This window comes from Burkholderia lata (genome assembly GCF_000012945.1).
GTDB lineage: Bacteria > Pseudomonadota > Gammaproteobacteria > Burkholderiales > Burkholderiaceae > Burkholderia > Burkholderia lata.
This window is the reverse complement of record NC_007511.1, coordinates 3128018-3148674: the sequence shown is the minus strand read 5'-3', so window position 1 is coordinate 3148674 and position 20657 is coordinate 3128018. Positions and strand designations below refer to the sequence as shown.

The following is a 20657-nucleotide window of genomic DNA, read 5'->3' as shown; positions in this document are numbered from 1 at the left end:
CCGATCGGGGCATCCGTCCGGAACCGGATGCCCCGATTGTGCGGCGTGTCCCCCTATTGGCAGGGCAGACCGGCCAATTTCCTCTGGCTACATTTTTCCGGACCGAAGCACACACCGTTCATCGCGAGCGGATCATGATATCGACGGAGGAAACCATGGCAGGGGATTGGAGCAAGCATCTGAGAACGGCATGCGCGGCGCTCGCGCTGGGCGGCGTCCTGTGGGCCGGCGCGCCGGTCGCGCACGCGGCGGACGTCGTCAACGTGTACAACTGGGGCAACTCGATCGGCAAGGCGACGATCGCGAACTTCGAGAAGGCGACCGGCATCAAGGTGGTCTACCAGGAGTTCGATTCGAACGAGACGCTGCAGGCGAAGCTGCTGTCGGGCACGTCGGGTTATGACGTCGTGGTGCCGTCCGACATCTTCTGGGCGCGGCAACTGCAGGCGGGCATCTACCGCAAGATCGACAAGAGCCAGGTGCCGAACTACGGGCTGCTCGATCCGGAAATCATGAAGGTGCTCGCGAAGGACGATCCGGGCAACCAGTTCGGCATTCCGTGGACGTGGGGCACCGACGGGCTCGGGATGAACGTCGAGAAGGTGAAGGCCGCGCTCGGCAACGACGCGCCGCTCGACAGCTGGGCGCTGCTGTTCGACCCGAAGTACGCGCAGAAGCTGAAGCACTGCGGCATCTCGGTGCTCGATTCGCCGGTCGATGCGTTCGGGATGGCGTTCGTCTACCTGAAGAAGGATCCGAACACGACCAACCCGGCCGACTACCAGGCCGCGTACGAGCTGCTGAAGACGGTGCGGCCGTACATCACGCAGTTCAATTCGAGCAGCTACATCAACGATCTCGCGGGCGGCGACATCTGCCTCGCGCTTGGCTGGTCGGGCGACGTGAACTCCGCGCGGATCGCGGCCGCTTCCGCGAAGAAGCCGTATCACATCAAGTACGTGATCCCGACGGAGGGCAGCGCGATGTGGTTCGACATGATGGCGGTGCCGAAGGATGCGCCGCATCCGGACGCCGCGCTGAAGTTCGTCAACTTCGTGCTGTCGGAGAAGGAGAGCGCGAACCTGACCAACGACACGTCGTACCCGTCGGCCGTGCCGTCGTCGAAGCACCTGGTGCGCGCCGAAGTGACGAGCGATCCGGCCGTGTTCCCGCCCGCCGACGTGATCCGCAAGCTGAGCCTCAGCAAGCCGGTTCCGCCTGAGCTGATGCGTCTGCAGAACCGTCTCTGGACGAAGCTGAAGACCGAGTAAGCCGGCCGCCGCTTCTCCCCACTCCCGCACACCTTTCGCGCGCCCCGCCGCTCATCGCGGCGGGCGGGGGCGCGCTCGTCCCGACGACCACCTACAACATGACAATCAAACACATGACGGCGCTGTGCCTGCTGGCGTTCGAAGCCGCCTCGGCATTCGCGCACACGCCGCAGGCGACCGACGCGAGCAGGATGAAGGCGCTGCAGGCGCAGGTCACCGCGCTGCAGCAGCAGGTGAACGAGCTGCGCGCGAGCATGCTGGCGGCGAAGCCCGCCGGCACGGCAACGACCGCCACTGCCGCCTCGGGCGGCGCGAAGATCGGTTCGGTCAACACGGCGGCGGCTGCCGCGCCTTCATCCGATTCCGCACCGGCGTTCACGAACGACGACCTGCAGCAGATGCGCGAGCAGATCGCGAACGCGTCGCTGAAGGTCGACTCGCTGCAGGAAGCCGCGACCACCGGCCCGCTCGCGGGCCTGAGCATCACCGGCTATGTCGATCCCGTGTACCTGTTCAACCGCGCGCAGCGTACGTCCGGCTTCCAGTTCCTGAACCACGATCCGGGCGCGTACGACTACTTCAACAGCACGATCGGCGACGTCTACCTCGACATCAAGAAGACTTTCGGCGTCGGCCCGATGGCGCCGTCGGCGGAAGTCGTGATCCAGCCGAACCGCGGCTTCGGCAACGTGTTCAGCAATGCGCACGGCGGCGTCGGCAACAACATCATCACGCAGGCGGTGGTCACCGTGCCGCTCAGCACGACGCGTACCTTCGAGGTCGGCATGATGCCGAGCCTCGCCGGCTACGAGGTGCAGCCGTCGACCCAGATGCTGACGCTCACGCACGGGCTGCTGTACGACTTCAGCGAGCCGGGCAACCTGATCGGCGTCGGGCTGAAGGGCTCCAACGCGGCGATGACGCGCTTCTGGCAGGTCGTGATCGGCAACGAGGTGCTGCGCACGGCCGGCGCGATCGCGAACGCGGCGAACAACACGACGAAGACCAACTGGACGCCGACGATCACCGCGCGCTTCGACAACGCGACGTCGACCGCCTTCGACTTCGGCATCTCCGGGATGCTCGGCCGGCAGTCGCTGTTCTCGCCGTGCGCGCAGGCGGGCGGCTACGGCTACCAGTGCAACGGCTCGTCGCCGACCGGCCTCTACAAGTACGTGGAAGCCGACGTGACCTATACGCACGACAAGACGCAGGTCAACGCGCAGGTCGACTACGGCGAGCTGCAGAAGGGCGCGTGGAACGGCGGCACCGCGCGCTGGTACGGGATGTCGCTGCTCGGCCATACGAAGTGGACGACGTCGTGGGTCGGCCGCATGGGCGCGACGCTGCGCTTCGACTACCTGAACAACACGTCGAACGGCGGCGGCGGCACCAACATCCAGTACGGCCTCGCGGGCGGCAATCCGTCGGTGAACGGGTCGAGCGGCTTCGGCATCGATCCGACGTGCTTCCAGGGCTCGTCGACGAACGGCACCGAGTGCAAGGGCGCGCAGCGCTACGCGATCACGGCCGACCTGCTGTTCTATCCGACGCAGCAGATCACCGTGAAGCTCGAATACCGCCACGACGCGGCGAACCATCCGGTGTTCCTGAAGAGCAACGGCACGTACGCGCGCAGCAACGACCTGGCCGGGATGCAGTTCATCTATTCGTTCTGATCGCGCTTGCCGTACCGACCGGCGCGCGTGCCGGCCGGGCGGCTGCGCGAGGCATCAGGTTCCGGGCCGCACCGGCCCGGAACGCATTCAACCCAGGAGATTTGACCTTGAAGCTGCATACCTTCGTGACCGACATCACCGATCCGCGCGAGCGCGGCCGCCTGATCGGCGAGCGCTTCGCGCCGGAGATCCGCGAGACGGTCGCGCTGTATCTCGCGTTCTTCCCGAAGCTCGGCATCGCGCCGCAGCGCGCACGGGAGATCGGCGAAGCGAGCCTGGCCGCGCTCGGTGCGTGGTGTCCGCGCCTCGCTGCCGAAGTCGAGGCAATCGCCGACGGTGTCGACCTGCCGCGCTGGCAGCTCGCGTGCCTGAACGCACGCACCGAGATTCTCGCGACTGCGCCCGCATCGGCCGAAGGCGAGTGCTCGACGACCGTCTACGCGCCGGCCGGCCCGCATGCGCCGCGCACGTTGCAGACATGGGACTGGCACGACAGCCTCGCCCCGCAGGGACTGCTGATGCAGTTCGCGACGCCGCACGGCCGCACCGTCAAGCTGTTCTCCGAATTCGGGATGCTGGCGAAGCTCGGCGTGAACAGCGCGGGGCTCGGGCTGCACTTCAACATCCTGCATCACGCGAGCGACAACGACAGCGCCGGCGTGCCCGTGCACGCGATCGCACGGCGCCTGCTCGAAGACGCGACGACGGTGCAGGAGGCGATCGAACTCGCCCGCACCGCACGCGTGAGCGCCTCGACGGTGCTGACCGTGTTCACGCGGCACGACGCGAACCCGCGCGCGGCGAGCATCGAGCTGAGCCCGTCGGGCGTGGGCGTGGTGGTGCCGCGTCCGGATGGCTGGCTGCTGCATACGAACCACTTCCTCGATCGCGCGCTGAGCGGCGGCGAGTGCATGCCCGACAGTTCGACCACGCGCGAGCGCTTTGCGCACCTGAACGACGTCGTGAACGGAATGACGAGCGCCGACGTGCGCGAGCGTGCGGCAGCCATGTGCGGGGCGGCCGGCGACCAGGCCGTCGTGTGTTTCCATCCGGACCTGTCGATGCCCGACACCGAGCGCTGGGAAACGCTGCTGACCGTCGGCATCGACACCGATGCGTGCGCGCTCGACTACGTGGCGGGCAATCCGCACGTTCTTGCGCGCGACGGGGCTCAGCGGTTCTGACGCGACGTGCGCCGCGCGGTTAGCGGTAGCGGTAAAGCAGGGCGGCGCGCGCGTGCCGCCCGCGTGACGCTTATGCGTCGATGCGCTCGACCTTGCCGACGAGCAGCCCGTACGACAGGCTGCCCGCAAGCGCCATCGCGGCGATGTAGGTGATCGCGCGCGAGAAGTCCGCGCCGTTCACCAGCAGCCCGATCACGATCGGCGTCGCGATCGCGGACAGGTTGCCGATCAGGTTGAACACGCCGCCCGTGAGGCCGAGCAGCCGTGCGGGCGCGAGCCCCGACACGAGCGACCACGTGATCGACGCGAAGCCGTTGCCGAAGAACGCGATCGTCATGAACGCGATCACCCAGCCGGTCGACGTGACGTAGTTCGCGCCGATGATGGCGGTCGAGATCAGCAGCCCCGAGATGATCGGCAGCTTGCGCGCGAAGCCCTGCGATGCGCCGCGGCGCATCAGCCAGTCCGACAGCACGCCCGAGCACAGCACGCCGACGAACGCGGCGAGGAACGGCAACGATGCGAGGAAGCCGGACTTGATGAAGTCCATTCCGCGGTACTTGACGAGGTAGGTTGGGAACCACGTGAGGAAGAACCACAGCGTCGAGTTCAGCGCGAACTGGCCGAGATAGATGCCCCACAGCTTGCGCCGGCCGAGCACGACGCCGAGGTCGCGCCACGTCGACGGTGCACGTTCGGTGCGCGCCGCGACGCGGTCCTCGAGATCGACGAGGCCACCGCCGTCGCGGATCAGCGCGATTTCGGCCGCGTTGACGCCGCGAAACGCGCGCGGTTCGCGATACACCGCATACCAGATCGCGGCCCACGCGATGCCCGCGAGGCCGGTCGCGACGAACACCATGTGCCAGCCGAGATGCACCTGCAGCCACGCGAGCACCGGCGTGAGGAACGCGAGGCCGACGAACTGGCCCGACGTGTAGCCGCCGATCGCGCTCGCGCGTTCGCGGGTCGGGAACCAGGTCGTCACCACGCGGTTGTTGATGGGATAGGCAGGCGCTTCGAGCGCACCGACCGCGAGGCGCAGCACGATCAGCCCGACGAACGAGCCAGCGAAACCGAGCAGCAGCGTCGCGGCCGACCACAGCGCGAGCGCGCCGGCATACAGCACGCGTGGCGACACCTTGTCGACGAGCCAGCCGCCCGGGATTTGCATCAGCGCGTAGGTCCAGCCGAACGCGGAGAACACGAGGCCCGCGCGCACCGGATCGATGTTGAGTTCCTTGAACAGCGCGGGCGCGGCGATCGACAGGTTGCTGCGGTCGAGATAGTTGATCACGACGGTGACGAACAGCAACGCGAGGATCAGCAGCCGCTTGCGGCTGGGTGGCGTCGCCTGCGCGGCTGCTGCACGGGTGGCGGAATCGGATGCGGCGCCAGTGTGCGCGGACAGTTGTTCCGGCGGGTTGGCGTGAGTGCGTGACGCGGAATGGGCCACGGTTGTCTCCTGTGTTCTGTGCCCGGCCGTCGCCCGCGAGCGGGGCGGCCGAATCGAATGGCGTTGGGGCGAACGTTAGAGCCGTGGCGGGAAGCGCGTCAACATTTGGACAGGTATCCCTATTAATGGGATATGTCGCGCTCAATATGTGGGAAAGGGCGGCGATCACGTCGCCGCTTGTGTCAGTTGGCCATCGCTTCCTTCGCGCTGACCCAGCCCTGCACCACGCCGGCGTGCGGGTTGCGATACCGCACCTTCAGCCACTGGAAATCGGCGCTCGCGTCGATCAGCTCGACCGTGTCGCCCGCGACGACGTAGCGGCGCGTGGGCGCGTCGTTCATCGCATCGTGCAGCGGCAGGCGCGCCGGGCGCACCTTGAACGTGACGATGCCGCCGCCGTACGCGTCGGGGCGGCGCGATACGCGCTTGCCTTGCGCGTCGAAGGTCAGCAGCATCGACGACGGGCCGGAATCGGTGTCGAGCAGGTCGCGCAGGTCGTCGGGTATCGCTTCGCTGGACTGGTACAGGTACAGCTTGCCGCTCGCGTCGAAGCGATACGCGTCGGTGTACCAGATCGGGCCGCCGCGGCACGAGCTGTACAGCGTGCGTTCCTTCGGCTTCGCTTGCACGTTGATCAGGTCGTCGCAGTTGCCGTGCGGCATATTGCTTGCCGGCAGGTGCAGCGGCTCGAACTGCTGGCGTGCGGGGTCGTACAGGTAGATGCCATAGCTGTCGTTGACCATGCCGAGCGTCGCGTGCATGGCGAGATCGCGGTGGCCGTCGAAGTTGTAGTCGTCCGACGAGAGGTGATAGTGGCCTTCCTCGTCGGCGGCGGTGACGTCGAGCGTTTGCGTCTTGCCGCTTGGGAGGAAGCGCACGGTGATGTGCTCGCTGTCAGCACGCTCGACGCGGGCCGTGACGGTGTCGTCGACCTTGAACGTGAGCAGCGGCTTGGCCGCGTGCGCGGCGGGTGTGATCGATGCGCAGGCGGCGAGCAGCAGCATGGAGCGGTGGAGCAGCGAACGGAGTCGTGAAGGGCGCGTCATGATCGGATCAGGCATGAAAGGCGTGAATGTGGACGGAAGCGGCAGGCCACGCTCGGTTTCCGATTGCCGGCAATGTACCGGCATCCGGCTTTTTCCGCGAGCGGGGCGGGCGTGGCTGAACGTTGCCGGGTAGTCGCGATACCGGTACCTTTGCTCGCCTTGTTCGGAGCCGGCGCGATTGCAAGAATGTCCGTTCCATTCCCGCTCGCTGGTGAGATTGACGATGAAGACATTCAAGCCCGGTTTCATCCTTTGTGCAGCGATGATCGCTGCCGGTACGGTGCAGGCAGGCGATTTCTCGATCGAGAGCGCGGAGCTCGCCGGCGGGGCGTTCGATCAGGCGCAGGTATCGAACAGCTTTGGCTGCCATGGCCAGAATATTTCGCCATCCATACGATGGAGCGGCGTTCCGGAGGGAACGCAAAGCTACCTTCTGACGATGTTCGATGCCGACGCCCCGACGGGCTCCGGATTCTGGCACTGGGTCGTCGCCGACATACCGGTGTCGGCCCGTGGCATCGCGCCTGGTTCGGGAAGCGACGTTGCCAGCCTGCCGGCGGGTGCTGTTCCGATGAAGAACGACACCGGCCGCGCCGGCTATCTCGGCCCGTGTCCGCCGCAAGGCGAGCCACATCGTTACGTCATCACGCTGACCGCGCTCAAGGTGGCGAAGCTGCCGGTCGAGCCGGACGCGACGCCGGCGGTCGTCGGCTTCACCGCTCACTACCAGGCTATCGCGAAGGCGACGATGACCGTGCAATTGAGCCGCTAGCCACGCGCACTGTCGTCCTGATACCCGTTTTTGCCGACGAAGATCTCCTTCAGCGCGGCGCGCAGCGTAGCCGGATCGTACTGGCCGGGCGCGAGATGGATCACGTAGCGCGTCTGGCCGTCGAGACGCGCGGCGAGGGCGGGTTCGATCTCGACGTCGATCGTGTCGTCCGTCAGGCGCACCGACAGATCCTTGACGCGCACGGTGATCTGGTCGCGCACCATCACTTCGATCAGCGAGTCGTCCGGGAAGCGCGACAGCGCGAAGCAATAGTCCTGCTCGGCGTCGTGGCAGTAGATGTTGGCGAAGCTTTCGTCGTCGTCGAGATCGGACGTCGCCGCGCCGATGGTGGCGTGAAGTTCCATGAATGTGGGTTCCTGCGTATGGGATTAGGGGTTATCGGGTTGAATGGAGTGCCGTTTCGCTCGCGGCTGCCGCGCCCGGCGCGACGCCGGTGACGCACGACGCATCGGCATCGCGCGCCTTCAGCCACAGCCCGAATTCCCGCATGACGTCGACGATGGGCCGCAGCCGGTCGCCGTCGGCGGTCAGATCGTACTCGACCCGTACCGGCACTTCCGGATAGACGGTGCGCAATACGAGCCCGGCGTCTTCGAGTGCGCGCAGGTCGAGCGTGAGCATCCGTTGCGAGATGCCGGGCATGTCGCGCCGCAGGTCGCTGAAGCGCCGCGGCCCGTCGAGCAGATACGACACCAGCAGCAGCCGCCAGCGGCCGCCGAGCAGGCGCATCGCTTCTTCAACGGAACATCCTGTCGCACTCGTTTTCATCGTGCTGAATCCTGGTCGGTAAACTTTTTGTGACTACGGCACAAACGACTGCCGTCTTCTCAGCGTTGCGCCGATGCGAGATATTAGCGCCCGCGTCGCGGCGAATCGATACATGGACAACCCACGAAGGACACGCATGAAGCTCTATCACGCTCCCGGAAGCTGTTCCCAGGCCATCTGCATCGTGCTGCGCGAAGGCGGCATCGACGCGGAGATCATCCAGGTCGACGCGCGCAAGCACGTCATTGAAGACGGGCGCAATTACTACGATGTGACCGAACTCGGCTATGTACCGCTGCTCGAACTCGACGACGGCACGCTGCTGCGCGAAGGGCCGGTGATCGCGCAGTATCTCGCGGATCGGTGTCCGCAAGCCGAACTCGCGCCCGCATACGGCACGCTCGGCCGTTATCGGCTGATGGAGTGGCTGAACTTTCTCACGGCGGAAATCCACAAGGGTTTCATTCCGCTGCTGTACGCGGTGCAGGCGGGGAAATACGTCGACCCGGCGAGAGCGAAGCTCGACAGCCGTTTTGCGTGGATCGACCGCCAGCTCGCCGGCAACGCGTTCCTGACGGGCGACACGTTCACGGTCGCCGATGCATACCTGTTCGCGCTGACGGGCTGGGGCAAGGCCGAGTGGCTGCGGTCGGTGTACCACGCGGATATCGACCTGACCGGGTATGCGCATCTGCGTGCGTGGTACGAGCGGGTGCGGGCGCGGCCGGCGGTGCAGCAGGTGCTGCAGGCCGACTCGCGACCGAACGCATCCTGACGCGCTCAGCGCGCCAGCGTCAGGACCAGGTACCCCGCATAGCCCGCGCCGTTCGCCAGCAATGCCCAGATCGCGAGCCCGCGCGCGCGTGCATTGAAGCGCAGCCATGCCGCCGCCGCGAGCGTGATGATCACGCCGGTCAGCACTTCGGGGCGCGGCTCCCAGGGCGTGAGCATGATGCCGATCGCCGGCAGCAGCGTGCCCTGGAACACCATCGCGCCGGTGATGTTGCCGAACGCGAGCGTGTCCTTCTTGCGGCGGATCCACAGCACGCTGTTGACCTTCTCCGGCAATTCGGTTGCGATCGGCACGATGATCAGCGACAGCAGCAGCGCCGATACGCCGAGCACGTGCGACACGCCTTCCACGCCGTGAATGAAGCCCTTCGCGCCGCCGACCAGCAGCGCGACGCCGATGAGCAGTTGCAGCGCGATCGTCGCGAGGTTGGTCGGCAGGCCCAGGCGTGACAGGAACATCGTGTGCGGCGCCTCGGTGCCGTGCCCGGCATCGACGAGCTGGTTCGACGCCCGGAACGTCATCACGACATACATCACGTAGATGCCGACCAGCATCGCCGCGAGCAGCGCGCGCACGGCCCAGTTGTGATGCGGGACGAACATCGCCGCGGTGGCCAGCGAGAACGCGGCGAGGAAGTAGTTCATGTCGCGCACGAAGCCGGTGCGTTCAGGCGCGATCGTGCCGCGCAGCCCGCGCGAGCGGATCACCGCGAGCGTCATCAGGAAGGTGGTGAGCGTCGCGAGCATCAGCGGCGCGCCGAGAATCGCGCCGACGCCGATCTCCTCGTTCACGGCCTGGTTCGCGGTGCCGCCGGCGAGCGCGAGCAGCGGCACCATCGTTTCGGGCAGCGCGGTGCCGACGGCCGCGAACAGCGAACCGGTTACGCCTTCGGAAATCTTCAGGCGTTCGCCGAGATGTTCGAGCGCATTGGTGAAGACTTCGGCGGCGACGAGGATGACGATCAGCATGAACGCCAGTTCGAGGAACATGAAAGTCATGCGGCACCTCCGCAGGCATGCGCGCGGACGGCGGCGAAACGCGGGGAGAGGGCGGTGGGGAACATGGGGACTCCGTGGTCGGACGCTGACGAACCATGGCGCATCCGACGACGTCCGACCAGGAACGACGCGATGCGCCCATGGTCTCGCCAAGCCGATCAGGCTGAACGCGCCACGGCCGCAGGCCGAGTGTGTTGACGCGTTCGCTTTCCAGGGACGGAAAGCAGGCTACTCCCCAAAGACGAAGGGCAGTCTAGCCGAGCGGATTGCTTTCGGCAAGCTTGCGCAGGCATACCCACTCATCGGATGGGGAAAGGGGCGTGCGTGGCGGGTACTCATGCCGGATCGGGAGGCATTCGGCACGCGTTGGCCTGGGTGTTGCGTGCGTGGCCTGAATGAGAATCGCTAACCGGCTTGCGCTGTCGTGCCGCGCGGAAAATAAAGCGCAAACGTCGTGCGCCCGTCACGGCTCGCGACCTCGACCTTGCCGCGATGCAGCTCCATGATCGACTTCACGATCGCGAGCCCGAGCCCCGCGTTGCGCGCCGCGCCGTGCCGCGACGAATCGATGCGGTAGAAGCGTTCGAAGATCTTGTCGACCTGCTCGGGTGGAATCGCGGCGCCGCGATTCGTGACTTCGACGACCGCGTAGCTGCCTTGCGCGGAAACCGCCAGCTCGATCGTCGACGCGGCTTCCGCATGTTCGAGCGCATTCGACGTGAGGTTGCTGACGGCGCGCCGGAACAGCGTCGCATCGGCGACGACCGGCGCTTCGCCATGCACGTCGATGCGCACGCCGGCTTCGTCGGCCAGTGCCTGGAAATACGACGCGAGCCGGCGCAGCTCGCTGCCCGCGTCGAGCTCGGTGGTTTTCAGGTGCTGCCGCGCATTGTCGGTGCGCGCGAGAAACAGCATGTTCTCGATCATCCGCTGCAGCCGCTCGCATTCCTCGATGTTTGAATCGATCAGCGCTTCGTATTCCTCGGTCGTGCGCGCGCGCGACAGCGTGACCTGCGACGAGCTGATCACGTTGGCGAGCGGCGTGCGCATGTCGTGCGCGAGATCGGACGAGAATTGCGACAGCCGCACGAACGCGCGTTCGAGGCGGTCGAGCATCCGGTTGACCGACGTTGCGAGCTCGCGCAGCTCGACCGGGCCGCCGCGCGCGTCGAGCCGCGCGTTCAGGTTGTGTGCCTCGATGCGCGACGTCTGCCGGCCGAGGCTCTCGACCGGGCGCAGGCCACGCGAAGCGACCGCGTAACCGAGCGCACCGACCAGCAGCGCGCCCACGGCCGCCGCGAGCCAGATGTCGACGCGATAGCTTTCGAGCAGCGACTGGCGATCGGTCGCCGTGCGCGCCAGCGCGACCTGGATCGCGTCGCCGGACGGCAGCGTGGCGCGTGCGTACACGCAACGCGACGTGCCGATGCCGGGCGGCGAACAGGTGAACGGCCCGCGGGCTTCGCCGGCCGGATGCGGCGCCGAGATCACCGATGCGAGCGTGTTGCCGGCTTCGTCGGAATGCTCGACGATCGGGCGGTGCTGCGCATCGTAGATGCCGAGATACACGCCGGGATGCGACAGCAGCACCTCGTGAAACACGGCAGGATCGGCACGCAGCGCGGCGATCGATCCGCTCGCGTGCGCGAGCTGCAGGAACTGGTTGAGCTTGCCGGAGATCTCGATGTCGTCGCGCCGCGTGAGTTCGGCGGACAGCGAGCGGTACAGGTACGCGCCGGTCAGCGCGAACACGAGCGCGGCGACGACGGCGAACGCGAGCGTCAGGCGCCGCAGCAGCGAATACGAGCCGGAGCTGCGCGTCACGAACGATCCTCGAGCACGTAGCCCATGCCGCGGATCGTGTGGATCAGTTTCTTCTCATAGGTGTTGTCGATCTTCGCGCGCAGGCGCTTGATCGCCGCATCGACGACGTTCGTGTCGCTGTCGAAATTCATGTCCCAGATCTGCGACGTGATGAAGGTGCGCGTCAGCACTTCGCCCTCGCGCTCGGCGAGCAGTTGCAGCAGCGCGAATTCCTGCGCGGTCAGGTCGATGCGGGTGTCGGCACGCCGCACGCGGCGGCGGATCAGGTCGACTTCGAGATCGGCGACATGCAGGATGTCGCGTACGTTGCGCGGCGCGCGCCGCAGCAGCGAGCGGATGCGCGCGAGGAACTCGGCATACGCGAACGGCTTGAGCAGATAGTCGTCGGCACCCAGCTCGAGCCCGGCGACCTTGTCCTCGATCGCCTCGCGCGCCGTGAGCAGCAGCACGGGCGTCTGCTTCTGCGCGCGTAGCCGCTTGAGCACCTCGAAGCCATCCATTTCCGGCAGCATCACGTCGAGCACGACGAGATCGAAATCCTCGTGCAGCGCGAGGAACAGCCCGTCCTTGCCGTTTTCCGCGACGTCGACCGTGTAGCTCGCCTCCATCAGCCCTTTCCGGAGGTACGACGCCATCTTGGGTTCGTCTTCGACTATCAGTATCCGCATGGTGGGGCAGGCCGTCCGTGATTCATCCTTGATTCCAGCCGGTCAGTGTAACGCGTGAGCTTACGGTGCCGTGCGTGCGCGAAGGATGATCGCGGGATGACGGAATTGTCATGAAGCGTGTGCGCCTCATCGCCCGCGTTTCGTGAAAATTCCGTCATGTTTCGGCCATGTCGTCGTCACCGCGGCGGCGATAAGCTGCGGCCGTCTTGTCCCCGGAGCGCGCCGTCGCGGCGCCGCGCCGGCCGATCCGGTCGTTGCCTGCCTGATTCCGCATCCATGTCGTACTGGCGCAAATTCGTCCTCGTCATGCTGCTGGCGCTGAGCCTGCCGATCCAGTCGTTCGCGACCGTGTCGATGGCGTGTGCGGGCGCGGATGCGGTCGTTGCCATGCCGCATGCGGAAGACGGGGCAAGCGCCGTCGAGGCAGTGCGACATGCAATGCCGAACGCGCACGGTGGCCAGCATGCGCATCAGCACACGCCCGACGATCATGCGCGACATGCCCAGCCGTGCTCCGCGTGCGGGTCCTGCTGCCTGGGCACCGGCATGGCGGATCTTCCTGCGATGTCCGTTGCGTCGGGTATCGGCGTTTCGATCATTTCGTTCGCACCGACGCCCGTCGTCGTGTCGTTCCTGACCGGCGGCATCGACCGGCCGCCGCGCCGGCTTCTCGTCTAGACCCTGCCCGCGGCCTTGACCGGCCGCGCTCTGCAAACCGCTCCGGCGGCGGCATCCGTGCCGCCGGACGACTTACGACGAGACCCATTCATGCGATTGATTACTGCGGCGCTGCTTGGCGCGGCGGCCTTCGTGCCGTCGCTCGCGCCTGCGCAAACCCCGCTGCCCGATCCGGCGGACGCCACCGTGGCCGTGCCGGATGTCACCGTGACGTCCGCATTCGACGGCTACCGGCCGTATCGGGACGACGAAGGCCCGGGCTGGAAACAACTGAACCGGGACGTGATGGAGCGGCCCGCGAAAGGACGGTCGACCGGCGGCGCGGCCGGAAGCGGCGCCGCGCATTCGAAGCACGGAGGCGCTGCGCAATGACGATGCTTGCGATATCGCCGAGGATCGGCGCGGCGGCGGCCATGCTGGCCTTTCTCGCCGGCTGCACGACGTTCTCGAAGGATGGCGGTTTCGACGCGGTGTCGTCCGCCGCGTCGGAACGCATCGGCAAAGACGCGGTCGTGGTCAAGACCGACGCCGACCGCGAAGCCGTCGACAAGCGCACGAAGGAGCTGCTGGCCAAGCCGCTGTCGATCGACGATGCGGTGCAGGTCGCGCTGCTGAACAACCGTGGCCTGCAGGCGTCGTACGCGGAACTGGGGTTGTCGGAGGCCGATCTCGTCCAGGCCGGCCGGCTGCCGAACCCGCGCTTCGCGTTCAGCCGCACCCGCGCCGGCGACGGCGAGCTGACGCTCGGCCGCACGTTCTCGGCGAACGTGTTCGCGCTGCTGACGATGCCGCTCGCGACGAACATCGAGCGCCGCCGCTTCGAGCAGACCAAGCTCGAAACGGCCGACGCGATGCTGAAGGTGGCGGCCGATGCGCGCCGCGCATACGTCGAGGCCGTCGCCGCCGAGCAGGCCGCGAACTATGCGCAACAGGTGCGCGATGCCGGCAGCGCGGCTGCCGAACTCGCGCTGCGCATGCGGCAGGCCGGCAACTTCAGCCGGCTCGATTACGCACGCGAGCAGGCGTTCCATGCCGATGCGGTCGCGCAGCACGCGAAGGCGCGCCAGCAGGCCGTGGCCGCGCGCGAGAAGCTCACGCGCGCGATGGGCCTGTGGGGCGAGCGCACCCAGTACGCGCTGCCCGAGCGCTTGCCCGACCTGCCGAAGGCGCGGCCGAACCTGCGCGATCTCGAGCGGTTCGCGATGAGCAACCGTTTCGACATCCAGGCCGCGAAGCTGCAGACGCAGGGCGTCGCGTCGTCGCTGGGCCTGAGCAAGGCCACGCGCTTCGTCAATGCGATCGACCTCGGCTACGTGAACAACTACGAGACCGGCAAGGGGCACGAGCACGGCTACGAGATCAGCGTCGAGATTCCGCTGTTCGACTGGGGCGGCGCGAAGGTTGCGCGGGCCGAGGCCGTCTACATGCAGTCGGCGAACCGGCTCGCGAAAACGGCCATCGATGCACGCTCCGACGTGCGCGAATCGTATGCGGCGTACGTGACGAGCTACGACGTCGCGACGCACTATCGCAACGAAGTCGTGCCGCTGCGCAAGACGATCTCCGACGAACTGCTGCTGCGCTACAACGGGATGCTCGCGAGCGTGTTCGAGCTGCTGGCCGATGCGCGCGAACAGGTCGGCGCGGTCAACGGCTACATCGATGCGCTGAAGGACTACTGGCTCGCCGAAACCGATCTGCAGATGGCCGTCGGGGGACGGCTGCCGTCGCCGGGCGCCACGCCAAGCGCGACGCAATCCGCCCCACCCGACGCCACTCCCAACGCCGACGCTGCGCCGCAGCCGGCATCCACCCCCGCGGCGCAACCGGCGCCCGCGACGCAAACGCATCCGGAAGGTCATTGACATGGTGTCCCGTCGACAATTTCTCAGCGGCTCGGGCGCCGCGCTACTGGGCGCCGCGATGGTCAGCAAGGCCGGCGCCGCGTCGCTGCCCGAAGCGCCCACGATGGCGAAAACCGCCACGCAGCCGCCGCTCGTGCCGCCGAACGGCCGCCCGTACACGCCCGTCGCGACGTTGAACGGCTGGACGCTGCCGTGGCGAATGAAGAACGGCTGGAAGGAGTTCCACCTGACGGCCGAGCCCGTCGTGCGCGAGATGGCGCCCGGCATGAACGCGCACCTGTGGGGCTACAACGGCCAGTCGCCGGGCCCGACGATCGAGGCCGTCGAAGGCGACAAGGTCCGCATCTTCGTGACCAACCGGCTGCCCGAGCACACGACGATCCACTGGCACGGGCTGCGGCTGCCGAACGGGATGGACGGCGTCGGCGGGCTCACGCAGCCGCATATCCCGCCCGGCAAGACCTTCGTCTACGAGTTCCAGCTCGAATCGCACGGCACGTTCATGTACCACCCGCACGCCGACGAGATGGTGCAGATGGCGATGGGGATGATGGGCATGTTCATCGTGCACCCGAAGGATCGCGGCACGATGCCGGTCGATCGCGACTTCGTGTTCCTGCTCGCCGCGTACGACATCGATCCGGGCAGCTATACGCCGCGCGTGAACGAGATGACCGACTTCAACATGTGGACCTTCAATTCGCGCGTGTTCCCGGGCATCGATCCGTTGCCGGTGCGCGCGGGCGACCGCGTGCGGATCCGGTTCGGCAACCTGACGATGACGAACCATCCGATCCACCTGCACGGCTACAGCTTCGAAGTTGCGGGCACCGACGGCGGGTGGATTCCGCCGGCCGCGCGCTGGCCGGAAGTGACGGCCGATGTCGCGGTGGGCCAGATGCGCGCGATCGAGTTCACGGCCGATCGTCCAGGCGACTGGGCGTTCCATTGCCACAAGTCGCATCACACGATGAATGCGATGGGCCACCAGGTGCCGAACCTGATCGGCGTGCCGCAGAAGGATCTCGCGAAGCGCATCGGCAAGCTCGTGCCCGACTACATGGCGATGGGCAGCACGGGTGGCGCGATGGGCGGCATGGAGATGCCGCTGCCCGACAACACGCTGCCGATGATGACGGGCACGGGCCCGTTCGGGCCGCTGGAGATGGGCGGCATGTTCACGGTCTGCAAGGTGCGGCAGGGGCTCGGCCGCAACGACTATCGCGATCCGGGCTGGTTCAGGCATCCGAAGGGCACCGTCGCGTACGAGTACACCGGCGAACTGCCGGACGGCTGAGCAGCAGCATGCGGCGGCTGCGCTCAGGTGGCCGCCGGTTTCATTTCATTCACTGGGAGTCGACACGATGAAGAAGGGACTGGTTTCGATGGCAATGGTGTGCGCGCTGGCGTTTCCCGGCGCGTCGTACGCGGCCGGCGACATGGCGGGCATGGACATGAGCGGTGGTGCGAAGCAGGAAGCCGCGGCGCAAACGGGCATGTCGCACGGCGAAATCCGCAAGGTCGACACGACTGCCGGCAAGCTGACGATCAAGCACGGGCCGCTGGAAAACCTTGGCATGGACGCGATGACGATGGTGTTCAAGGTGAAGGACCCGGCGATGCTGTCGCAGGTGAAAGCCGGCGACAAGATCGACTTCGTCGCGGAAGACGTGGACGGCGCGCTGACCGTCGTCGAACTGAAGAAGCCGTGACGCGGAGCGTGAACATGAAGATCCCGAACCTCACGCGGCTGGCCGCGATCGTCGCGACCGGTGCGATTGTCGCGGCCGCGCCGGTCGCGGCCTCCGCGCACGGCAAGCTGGAAAGTGCCGCACCGGCGACGGGCAGCACGGTCGACACGGCGCCCGACACGTTGCGGCTCATTTTCAACGAAGACCTCGAACCGGCGTTCAGCTCGGTGAAGGTGTCGGATGCGAACGGCAACGCGGTCACGCAGGAAAAGGCGAAGGTCGATGCGGCTAACCCGCGCGTGATGACCGTCGCGCTGCCGAAGCTCGCGCCCGGCGCATACACGGTGCAGTGGGCGGCGATGACGGCCGATGCACATCGCACGAAGGGCACCTATACGTTCCGGGTGAAGGGGTGAACGACGGCGTCATCGGTCTCCTGCGGCTCGTGTCGGTGGCGATCCAGAACGCCGGGTTCGCCGTCGTCGTCGGCGCGCTGCTCGGCAGCCACTGGCTCGCGCGCGGCGCGTCGGCGTGGCAGCACGGGATCGGCCGCCGGCTCGTCGCGACGCTGCGCATCGCGTCCGCCGTCTCGCTGGTCGCGAGTGTCACCGCGTTCTGGGCGCATTGCGCGCTGATGAGCGAGGTGTCGTTGCTCGAAGCGGGGCCGGCCGTCTGCTCGATGCTCGCGGGTACCGGGTTCGGTCATGCGTGGCTGGCCGGTGCGGCGTTCATGCTCGTCGTCGTGGTGCTGTCGTTCGTCAGGCGCGCGAACGAGTCGCGCGTGCCGTTCGCGATGTGGGCCGCGCTCGCCTGCGTCGCGCTCGCGCGCAGCAATGGCGGCCATCCGGTGGATGCCGGCTTGTTCAGCGTGCCGGTGTGGATCGACTGGCTGCATCTGCTGGCGATCAGCGCGTGGGTCGGGCTCGTGTTCGTGACGGCATTCGGCGTGATGCCGAGGCTTGCCGCGATGCCCGCGAGCGAACGCACGACCGGCGCATCGTTCGTGCAGTCGCTGTCCGATGCGTCGACCTACGCATTGATCGTGCTGTTCGCGACCGGCGCGTACAACGGCTGGCGCGGCGTCGATACGCCCGCGAACCTGCTCGCATCGACGTACGGGCAGATCCTGCTGCTGAAGCTCGCGCTCGTGCTGATCGCGGCGGCGCTGGGCGGACATAACCGCTTCTTCGGGATGCCAGCGTTGCTGGACGCGTTGAAGGATCCGGCCGCCTCGATACCGGCCGGTTCGTTGAAACGGTTCGGCACGGTGTTGCGGATCGAGGCGGTCGTGCTCGGCGGCGTGCTGATGATCGCGGCCGTGCTCGTGTCGAGCGCGTTGCCGGGCACGGTGTAGCGCGGCGCCGCGACGCTGCGGCAGCGAGGGCTCGCGGGGTAATCGTCAAGGGGCGCGGTGGTTTTTCATCAGACGATTTCCCCGCTTTTTCAGGGGCAAACGTGCGGTTGATGACGATCGCACCACGATAAAAATAGTTACATCTACCTGTCTTTCGATTACCAAAAACTGTCATTGAGCGCCGCTAAGCTTTCGCCACCCTCACAACCGGGATTCCCCGACATGCGCTCGACAATCCGCCTCATCACCCCGCTATTGCTGCTCCCGACGCTCGCCGCGCCGGTTTTCGCCGCCACTGCCGCGCCCGTCAGCCCGAACTGCGGCGGCAGCACGACGCCGATCGCCGATATCCAGGGGCCGGGCGCACCGTCGCCGCTCGCCGGCCAGAACGTGTCGATCGAAGCCGTCGTCACCGCCGATTTCGGCGGTACGGACGGCTTCGGCGGCTTCTTCGTCCAGCAGGCCGACGCGCAGCGCCGCAACCAGCCGGGCGTGTCCGAAGGCCTGTTCGTCTACGCGCCGAAAGTGCGCGCGAAAGCGGGCGACCTCGTGCACGTGACCGGCAAGGTCGAAGAGAAATACGGCCAGACGCAGCTCACGCAGTCGGGCGCGATCGCGGTGTGCGCGAACAACCAGACCGTCACGCCCGCGACGCTCACGCTGCCGGTCGACAGCCCGAACGCGTTCGCCGCGTATGAAGGGATGCTCGTGCGCCTGCCGCAGACGCTGAACGTCACCGACAACTACGAGCTCGGCCGCTACGGCAGCGTGATGCTCAGCAACGGCCGCCTGCGCACGCCGACGAGCGTCGTGCCGCCCGCGCAAGCACAGACGCAGATCGATGCGAACGCACGCAACCGCCTGGTTCTCGACGACGGCTCGAACAAGCAGAACCCCGCCACGGTGCCGTACCCGGCGCCGGGCCTGTCGGCCGCGAACACGCTGCGTGCGGGCTACACGGTGCGCGACATCGAAGGCGTGCTCGAAGTGCGTTATGGCGCATGGCGCGTGCAGCCGCTGCCGGGCGCGGCCGTGCCGGCATTCGAAGCGCGCACGAACCCGCGCACCAACGCACCGGCGCGCGATCCGAAATCGAACCTGCGCGTCGCATCGTTCAACGTGCTGAACTACTTCAACGGCAACGGTCTCGGCGGCGGCTTCGACGATCCGAACAACCGCGGCGCGAAGAACTTCCAGGAATTCCAGCGCCAGGAAGCGAAGATCGTCAGCGCGCTGAAGGCGATCGACGCCGACGTGATCGGTCTGATGGAAATCCAGAACAACGGCTACGGCGAACTGAGCGCGGTGCGCCAGCTCGCGGCGAAGCTCGGCAACAACTGGCGCGTCGTCGATCCGGGCGTGTCGCGCCTCGGCGGCGATGCGATCACGGTCGCGATGATCTACGACAGCCGCAAGGTCGAGCCGGTCGGCCGCGCAGCCACGCTCGCGATCGACGACAAGAACCGCCAGCCGCTCGCGCAGTCGTTCCGGCTGATCGCCGGCAACAAGCAGTCGCTGACGGTTGCGGTCAACCACCTGAAGTCGAAGAACTGCCCGGACGCCGCGAACGACGATCTCGACCAGGGCGACGGCCAGGGCTGCTGGAACCCGACGCGCACGCGCGCGGCCGCGAAGGTCGCCGACTGGCTCGCCGGCAACCCGACGGGCGTCGCAGGCCAGGGCGTGCTGCTGATCGGCGACTTCAACAGCTACACGTACGAAGACCCGATCCGCACGCTCGAAACGCGCGGCTACCGCAACCTCGTCGCACGCTGGATCGGCGCGAATGCGTACAGCTACGTGTACAACGGCGAAGCCGGCTATCTCGATCACGCGCTCGCGACGCTGCCGCTCGCATCGCACGTGAAGGCCGTGCACGAATGGCACATCAACGCGGACGAACCGCTCGCGCTGCAGTACACGCTCGCGTACAAGTCGGCGGAGCAGCAGAAGACCTTCTACGCGCCGGATGCGTATCGCTCGTCGGATCACGATCCGGTGCTGATCGATATCGCGCTGCCGGGTGGCGGGAAGTAATGGCGGATTGAACGCGAACGAAGTGCGGCGTGCGGCGAGGCTGCACGCCGCGCTTCATTTCGACCGCATACGCCGGCCGGACCGCGGGTAAATAATTCCGTCGATTTTTTCGGGAATTAGCGAAATCGGTATTTTATGGGTGGTGTGATGCGGATAAACGCATCGATTGAAGAATGGTTGAAGTGACTCGAATCATCGAGTGACGGTCTATGTGCAATGTCGTACCGAATTAATCGATCCCGGATAATTAAAATGAAAGAATAATTCTGGTGATCTGAAGGCTTTCGATGCGCAGCATCAGCGCCAGTAAAGGATTGCTGGTTGTGCGATAAAGGCGGCGGATTCGGCGGATTATTGTCGGTGGAGCGTGCAATGCGCGAATAATCCCGCTTTCTTTCAATTGCCAGACACTGTCCGCCGTTAGCATCATTGCGGGATTTTTAATATCCGAATGATCTTTGACAACGCGGCGCAGCACCGCCTATTTTTGTGTTGTCGTAAATTTTGGTCATATAAAAGTTGTCCAAACTGCAGGGGGCGTCCGAGCACCAT

Annotated in this window: 21 protein-coding genes and 1 riboswitch; of the genes, 13 read left to right on the top strand and 8 right to left on the bottom strand. The window is 66.5% G+C overall.

The annotated features are described in order from the left end of the window. Nucleotides 1-155: 155 nt before the first annotated feature. The 3 genes from BCEP18194_RS36605 to BCEP18194_RS36595 all read left to right on the top strand — a co-directional run bounded on the left by BCEP18194_RS36605 (nt 156) and on the right by BCEP18194_RS36595 (nt 4134). Nucleotides 156-1271, top strand: a complete 1116-nt coding sequence (locus BCEP18194_RS36605; RefSeq protein ID WP_011356370.1) for a polyamine ABC transporter substrate-binding protein — start codon at nt 156-158, stop codon at nt 1269-1271. A gap of 98 nt (nt 1272-1369) precedes the next feature. After that, the gene (locus BCEP18194_RS36600) at nt 1370-2950 is read left to right on the top strand and encodes a DUF3138 family protein (RefSeq protein ID WP_011356369.1); all 1581 of its coding nucleotides are present in this window, start codon (nt 1370-1372) and stop codon (nt 2948-2950) included. Between the two features lie 107 nt (nt 2951-3057). Beyond that, entirely contained in the window at nt 3058-4134 is a 1077-nt protein-coding gene (locus BCEP18194_RS36595) for a C45 family autoproteolytic acyltransferase/hydolase (protein WP_011356368.1), read from the top strand. A gap of 70 nt (nt 4135-4204) precedes the next feature. Here the strand turns inward: BCEP18194_RS36595 and BCEP18194_RS36590 are convergent, their stop codons facing one another. Together BCEP18194_RS36590 and BCEP18194_RS36585 are read right to left on the bottom strand one after the other, a co-directional pair. After that, nucleotides 4205-5590, bottom strand: coding sequence for an MFS transporter (locus BCEP18194_RS36590; RefSeq protein ID WP_011356367.1), 1386 nt, complete (start codon nt 5588-5590; stop codon nt 4205-4207). A gap of 182 nt (nt 5591-5772) precedes the next feature. Further along, nucleotides 5773-6636: an XAC2610-related protein gene (locus BCEP18194_RS36585; RefSeq protein WP_041493670.1), complete on the bottom strand. Its 864-nt coding sequence runs from the start codon at nt 6634-6636 to the stop codon at nt 5773-5775. A gap of 223 nt (nt 6637-6859) precedes the next feature. On the opposite strand from BCEP18194_RS36585, the gene BCEP18194_RS36580 reads away from it, so the two are divergent. Next, nucleotides 6860-7408: a YbhB/YbcL family Raf kinase inhibitor-like protein gene (locus BCEP18194_RS36580; RefSeq protein ID WP_157687408.1), complete on the top strand. Its 549-nt coding sequence runs from the start codon at nt 6860-6862 to the stop codon at nt 7406-7408. On the opposite strand, the gene BCEP18194_RS36575 is transcribed toward BCEP18194_RS36580, so the two are convergent. Continuing rightward, the gene (locus BCEP18194_RS36575) at nt 7405-7773 is read right to left on the bottom strand and encodes a hypothetical protein (RefSeq protein ID WP_011356364.1); all 369 of its coding nucleotides are present in this window, start codon (nt 7771-7773) and stop codon (nt 7405-7407) included. The genes BCEP18194_RS36580 and BCEP18194_RS36575 overlap by 4 nt on opposite strands. Nucleotides 7774-7804: 31 nt before the next feature. After that, entirely contained in the window at nt 7805-8197 is a 393-nt protein-coding gene (locus tag BCEP18194_RS36570; protein WP_011356363.1) for a winged helix-turn-helix transcriptional regulator, read from the bottom strand. A 136-nt stretch (nt 8198-8333) separates the two neighbouring features. Between BCEP18194_RS36570 and BCEP18194_RS36565 the strand changes: the two genes are divergently transcribed. After that, on the top strand, nt 8334-8972 hold the full coding sequence (locus BCEP18194_RS36565) for a glutathione S-transferase C-terminal domain-containing protein (protein ID WP_011356362.1): 639 nt from the start codon (nt 8334-8336) through the stop codon (nt 8970-8972). Nucleotides 8973-8977: 5 nt separating this feature from the next. On the opposite strand, the gene BCEP18194_RS36560 is transcribed toward BCEP18194_RS36565, so the two are convergent. From BCEP18194_RS36560 to BCEP18194_RS36550, 3 genes are all read right to left on the bottom strand, one after another. Then, nucleotides 8978-9988 carry a sodium:calcium antiporter gene (locus BCEP18194_RS36560; RefSeq protein WP_011356361.1) on the bottom strand — a complete coding sequence of 337 codons (1011 nt, stop codon included), beginning with the start codon at nt 9986-9988 and terminating at the stop codon, nt 8978-8980. Nucleotides 9989-10072: 84 nt separating this feature from the next. Then, nucleotides 10073-10237, bottom strand: a riboswitch (yybP-ykoY riboswitch). Between the two features lie 156 nt (nt 10238-10393). Beyond that, nucleotides 10394-11812: a heavy metal sensor histidine kinase gene (locus BCEP18194_RS36555; protein WP_011356360.1), complete on the bottom strand. Its 1419-nt coding sequence runs from the start codon at nt 11810-11812 to the stop codon at nt 10394-10396. Then, nucleotides 11809-12480: a heavy metal response regulator transcription factor gene (locus BCEP18194_RS36550; protein ID WP_011356359.1), complete on the bottom strand. Its 672-nt coding sequence runs from the start codon at nt 12478-12480 to the stop codon at nt 11809-11811. Before BCEP18194_RS36550 ends, BCEP18194_RS36555 begins: the two co-directional genes overlap by 4 nt. 276 nt (nt 12481-12756) lie before the next feature. Here BCEP18194_RS36550 and BCEP18194_RS36545 point away from each other — a divergent pair, with 276 nt between their 5' ends. The 8 genes from BCEP18194_RS36545 to BCEP18194_RS36510 all read left to right on the top strand — a co-directional run bounded on the left by BCEP18194_RS36545 (nt 12757) and on the right by BCEP18194_RS36510 (nt 20105). Next, nucleotides 12757-13158 carry a hypothetical protein gene (locus tag BCEP18194_RS36545; RefSeq protein WP_041493397.1) on the top strand — a complete coding sequence of 134 codons (402 nt, stop codon included), beginning with the start codon at nt 12757-12759 and terminating at the stop codon, nt 13156-13158. A gap of 90 nt (nt 13159-13248) precedes the next feature. Further along, on the top strand, nt 13249-13530 hold the full coding sequence (locus BCEP18194_RS36540) for a hypothetical protein (protein ID WP_011356357.1): 282 nt from the start codon (nt 13249-13251) through the stop codon (nt 13528-13530). Beyond that, nucleotides 13527-15023 (top strand): TolC family protein, encoded by a 1497-nt coding sequence (locus tag BCEP18194_RS36535; RefSeq protein ID WP_011356356.1) that lies wholly within the window; start codon nt 13527-13529, stop codon nt 15021-15023. Before BCEP18194_RS36540 ends, BCEP18194_RS36535 begins: the two co-directional genes overlap by 4 nt. A 1-nt stretch (nt 15024) precedes the next feature. Continuing rightward, a complete protein-coding gene (locus BCEP18194_RS36530) occupies nt 15025-16320 on the top strand; it encodes a multicopper oxidase family protein (protein WP_011356355.1) in 1296 nt (431 codons plus the stop codon). A gap of 67 nt (nt 16321-16387) precedes the next feature. Beyond that, on the top strand, nt 16388-16735 hold the full coding sequence (locus BCEP18194_RS36525; protein WP_011356354.1) for a copper-binding protein: 348 nt from the start codon (nt 16388-16390) through the stop codon (nt 16733-16735). Between the two features lie 14 nt (nt 16736-16749). Further along, entirely contained in the window at nt 16750-17130 is a 381-nt protein-coding gene (copC, locus tag BCEP18194_RS36520; protein WP_011356353.1) for a copper homeostasis periplasmic binding protein CopC, read from the top strand. Further along, nucleotides 17127-18068 (top strand): CopD family protein, encoded by a 942-nt coding sequence (locus BCEP18194_RS36515; protein ID WP_011356352.1) that lies wholly within the window; start codon nt 17127-17129, stop codon nt 18066-18068. The genes copC and BCEP18194_RS36515 overlap by 4 nt, the downstream gene beginning before the upstream one ends. Before the next feature lie 222 nt (nt 18069-18290). After that, nucleotides 18291-20105: an ExeM/NucH family extracellular endonuclease gene (locus tag BCEP18194_RS36510; protein WP_011356351.1), complete on the top strand. Its 1815-nt coding sequence runs from the start codon at nt 18291-18293 to the stop codon at nt 20103-20105. Between the two features lie 247 nt (nt 20106-20352). Here BCEP18194_RS36510 and BCEP18194_RS40615 read toward each other — a convergent pair whose 3' ends face one another. After that, a complete protein-coding gene (locus BCEP18194_RS40615) occupies nt 20353-20583 on the bottom strand; it encodes a hypothetical protein (RefSeq protein ID WP_244273029.1) in 231 nt (76 codons plus the stop codon). Nucleotides 20584-20657: the final 74 nt, after the last annotated feature.

What these genes read in the sequence shown, in the direction of transcription:
- BCEP18194_RS36605 (WP_011356370.1), top strand. Translation starts at nt 156, where the DNA reads ATGGCAGGGGATTGGAGCAAGCATCTGAGAACGGCATGCGCGGCGCTC.
- BCEP18194_RS36600 (WP_011356369.1), top strand. Translation starts at nt 1,370, where the DNA reads ATGACAATCAAACACATGACGGCGCTGTGCCTGCTGGCGTTCGAAGCC.
- BCEP18194_RS36585 (WP_041493670.1), bottom strand. Translation starts at nt 6,636, where the DNA reads ATGACGCGCCCTTCACGACTCCGTTCGCTGCTCCACCGCTCCATGCTG.
- BCEP18194_RS36580 (WP_157687408.1), top strand. Translation starts at nt 6,860, where the DNA reads ATGAAGACATTCAAGCCCGGTTTCATCCTTTGTGCAGCGATGATCGCT.
- BCEP18194_RS36575 (WP_011356364.1), bottom strand. Translation starts at nt 7,773, where the DNA reads ATGGAACTTCACGCCACCATCGGCGCGGCGACGTCCGATCTCGACGAC.
- BCEP18194_RS36570 (WP_011356363.1), bottom strand. Translation starts at nt 8,197, where the DNA reads ATGAAAACGAGTGCGACAGGATGTTCCGTTGAAGAAGCGATGCGCCTG.
- BCEP18194_RS36565 (WP_011356362.1), top strand. Translation starts at nt 8,334, where the DNA reads ATGAAGCTCTATCACGCTCCCGGAAGCTGTTCCCAGGCCATCTGCATC.
- BCEP18194_RS36560 (WP_011356361.1), bottom strand. Translation starts at nt 9,988, where the DNA reads ATGACTTTCATGTTCCTCGAACTGGCGTTCATGCTGATCGTCATCCTC.
- BCEP18194_RS36550 (WP_011356359.1), bottom strand. Translation starts at nt 12,480, where the DNA reads ATGCGGATACTGATAGTCGAAGACGAACCCAAGATGGCGTCGTACCTC.
- BCEP18194_RS36545 (WP_041493397.1), top strand. Translation starts at nt 12,757, where the DNA reads ATGTCGTACTGGCGCAAATTCGTCCTCGTCATGCTGCTGGCGCTGAGC.
- BCEP18194_RS36540 (WP_011356357.1), top strand. Translation starts at nt 13,249, where the DNA reads ATGCGATTGATTACTGCGGCGCTGCTTGGCGCGGCGGCCTTCGTGCCG.
- BCEP18194_RS36535 (WP_011356356.1), top strand. Translation starts at nt 13,527, where the DNA reads ATGACGATGCTTGCGATATCGCCGAGGATCGGCGCGGCGGCGGCCATG.
- BCEP18194_RS36530 (WP_011356355.1), top strand. Translation starts at nt 15,025, where the DNA reads ATGGTGTCCCGTCGACAATTTCTCAGCGGCTCGGGCGCCGCGCTACTG.
- BCEP18194_RS36525 (WP_011356354.1), top strand. Translation starts at nt 16,388, where the DNA reads ATGAAGAAGGGACTGGTTTCGATGGCAATGGTGTGCGCGCTGGCGTTT.
- copC (WP_011356353.1), top strand. Translation starts at nt 16,750, where the DNA reads ATGAAGATCCCGAACCTCACGCGGCTGGCCGCGATCGTCGCGACCGGT.
- BCEP18194_RS36510 (WP_011356351.1), top strand. Translation starts at nt 18,291, where the DNA reads ATGCGCTCGACAATCCGCCTCATCACCCCGCTATTGCTGCTCCCGACG.